This window comes from Dyella tabacisoli, from assembly GCF_003350925.1.
Taxonomy (GTDB): Bacteria; Pseudomonadota; Gammaproteobacteria; order Xanthomonadales; family Rhodanobacteraceae; genus Dyella_C; species Dyella_C tabacisoli.
Genome location: NZ_KZ857173.1, coordinates 85,200 through 87,919 on the forward strand (window position 1 = coordinate 85,200; position 2,720 = coordinate 87,919).

Here is a 2,720-nt window from a genome sequence, read left to right on the forward strand (position 1 = left end):
TTTCCCTTCTGGAGATCAGCATGCCAACTAACTTCAAGCTTGAGAAAAGCTACCCCTATTACCTGGCCAACAAAGCACAGACATCGAAAGAAAGCATGGATGTGCTGGACAAATACAGCGGCAAGCGCGCTACGCGAGTCGCGGTGCCGGATGCCGCGGCGGTAGAAAAGGCCATCGCCGCCGCGGCGAAAGCCACCGTACCAATGCGCGAATTCAAGCCGTGGGCGCGCCAGGCGGTACTACAGCATTGCGCCAAGCGCTTTGCCGAGCGGCGTGACGAGCTGGCCTATGCGCTATGCGTGGAGGCGGGCAAGCCGATCAAGGACTCGGCTGGCGAAGTAACCCGGCTGATCGAGACTTTCACCATCGCCGCCGAGGAGGCGGTGCGCATCAACGGCGAGACCATCAACCTGGAAATCGCCCAGCGCCTGGACGGCTATCACGGCTATACCCGCCGGGTGCCGCTGGGGCCGTTGTCCTTTATCACGCCGTTCAATTTTCCATTGAACCTGGTGGCGCACAAGGTGGCCCCGGCCATCGCCGCCGGCTGTCCGTTTGTACTCAAGCCTGCCGAACGCACCCCGATCGGCGCGTTGATTATCGGCGAAGTACTGGCCGAAACCGACTTGCCCAAAGGGGCGTTCTCCATTCTTACCCTGGACGGCAAACATGCCAGTCCGCTGGTCGAAGACCCGCGTTTCAAGCTGCTGTCATTTACCGGCGGCCAGATCGGCTGGGACTTGAAAGCGCGTGCCGGCCACAAAAAGGTGACCTTGGAGCTCGGCGGTAACGCCGCCTGTATCGTCGACGGCGACCAGGGCCCGCACCTGGATCGGGTCATCGAGCGGCTGATCTTCGGCGCCTTCTACCAGTCCGGCCAGAGCTGCATCAGCGTGCAGCGTATCTATGCGCACGACGCGATCTATGACGAATTGAAAAAGCGCCTGGTCGCGGCGGTGAAAAAACTTAAAGCCGGTGATCCAAAGGACAAATCGACGTTCCTCGGCCCGATGATCGACGAGGCCGCCGCCGAACGACTGCAGGGTTGGATTGAAGAAGCGCGCAAAGCCGGCGGCAAACTACTCAGCGGCGGCAAGCGCAAGGGTGCGATGCTGGAAGCCACGCTGATGGAAGACGTACCGACCGATGCCAAGGTAAATCGGCTGGAAGTGTTCGGCCCATTTGCCCTGCTCGCCCGCTACAAGAATTTCGATGCAGCCATCAGCATGGTCAACGACTCGGACTTCGGTCTGCAGGCCGGCATCTTTACCGACAGCCTGGCTCACGCGATGCGCGCCTGGAACGAGCTGGACCAAGGCGGCGTGGTGGTCAACGACGTTCCCAGCTTCCGCGTCGACAATATGCCTTATGGCGGCGTGAAACTTTCCGGTGTCGGCCGCGAGGGCGTGCGCTATGCGATCGAGGATATGTCCGAGCTGCGCCTGATGGTCATGCGCGAGCTGTAAAGCATGCGCTGCCGTCCCGGCTTCCCTCCGGGGCGGCAGTCGTGCGTGTCATCGGGCGAAACGTTTTTGGCGCATTAACTTGCGCTTATCTATGCCTGGTCGGCGCCAGGCACAGACGCATAGCGGGATTGCCGATAATCGCAACAAGTTACGCTCGATTGCCACTTGCCGGTCACAGAATTACTCGATAATTTACGGCACGCAGGGCTGCGATCAGCCGTGTGCTGACGCAATATCTACCGCGCTACAGGGGACAACGGAATGGTTCTTGGGCCCAGATCGGTTCTGGGGGTTGGATGTGCGCGGCATCGAGCTTCTCGACTCGCAATTCTTTGCGTGGCATCGCTGCTGGGCATCGGTCCTTCTCTGTTACATGCAACAGCGACGTATGACTGTTTGATCGAGCCCATGCAGATGGTTGAGCTCGGAGCACCGGTCAGTGGTCTGCTTGAGCGTGTCACCGTCAAGCGAGGCGATCGAGTCACTCGCAATCAAGTGCTGGCATCGCTGGAATCGCATGCCGAGCAGGCCGGGGCTGATCTCGCCCACTACAAATCACAGTTGGTCGGCCCTGCCCAACTCGCGCAAAGCAAGATCGAATTCTCATCGCGCAAGTTTGCCCGTCGCCGGGATATGGCGGCGGAAAAACTGATGTCCAAGCAAGACAGCGACGACGCCGAGGCCGAGCTCAAACAAGCTCAGGCCGAACAAGTGGTGGCGAAAGAGAATCGCGAGGTCGCTCGACTGGAATATGTCCAACAGTCGAGCCAGCTCAATCTGCGTACGATTCGCAGCCCGTTCGATGGCGTGGTGGTGGACCAGATGATGTGGCCCGGCGAAATTTTCGAGCCGGGGGCCACCAAACATGCCGTGCTCAAGCTGGCCCAGCTCAATCCGCTGCGCGTGCGCGTGGTATTGCCGATGCGTGCCTTCGGCGAGCCGGCACTTGGCATGGACGCCAAGGTCGCGCCAGAAATTCTTCCGAATACGACGTATAGCGCGAAGGTGTCGAGTATCGACCGCATCATCGATGCGGCGAGCGGCACCTTTGTCGTGTTTCTTGATTTGCCTAATCCCAAGCTGGACATGCCTTCGGGCGTGAAGTGCAAGACCACTTTCGGCAACACCGCTAAATAAGCCAATGCGGCGTCTACCGACGCCGCAACGTCGCACTCGTGTCCGCATTGGATCCGAGGCTCAAAGACATCAGACACGCATGACGCGGTTGTCTTGCGGGTCGTACAGGGGAACAAC

At 59.7% G+C, this 2,720-nt stretch carries 2 protein-coding genes; both read left to right on the forward strand.

The annotated features are described in order from the left end of the window. The first annotated feature begins 20 nt into the window (after window positions 1-20). A complete protein-coding gene (locus tag DVJ77_RS00310; RefSeq protein ID WP_114843489.1) occupies window positions 21-1,466 on the forward strand; it encodes an aldehyde dehydrogenase family protein in 1,446 nt (481 codons plus the stop codon). 261 nt (window positions 1,467-1,727) lie between these two features. After that, window positions 1,728-2,603 (forward strand): efflux RND transporter periplasmic adaptor subunit, encoded by an 876-nt coding sequence (locus DVJ77_RS00315; protein WP_114843490.1) that lies wholly within the window; start codon window positions 1,728-1,730, stop codon window positions 2,601-2,603. Window positions 2,604-2,720 lie beyond the last annotated feature (117 nt).

Excerpts from the sequence above, each read along its gene's own strand:
- DVJ77_RS00310 (WP_114843489.1), top strand. The coding sequence starts at position 21 with ATGCCAACTAACTTCAAGCTTGAGAAAAGCTACCCCTATTACCTGGCC.
- DVJ77_RS00315 (WP_114843490.1), top strand. The coding sequence starts at position 1,728 with ATGGTTCTTGGGCCCAGATCGGTTCTGGGGGTTGGATGTGCGCGGCAT.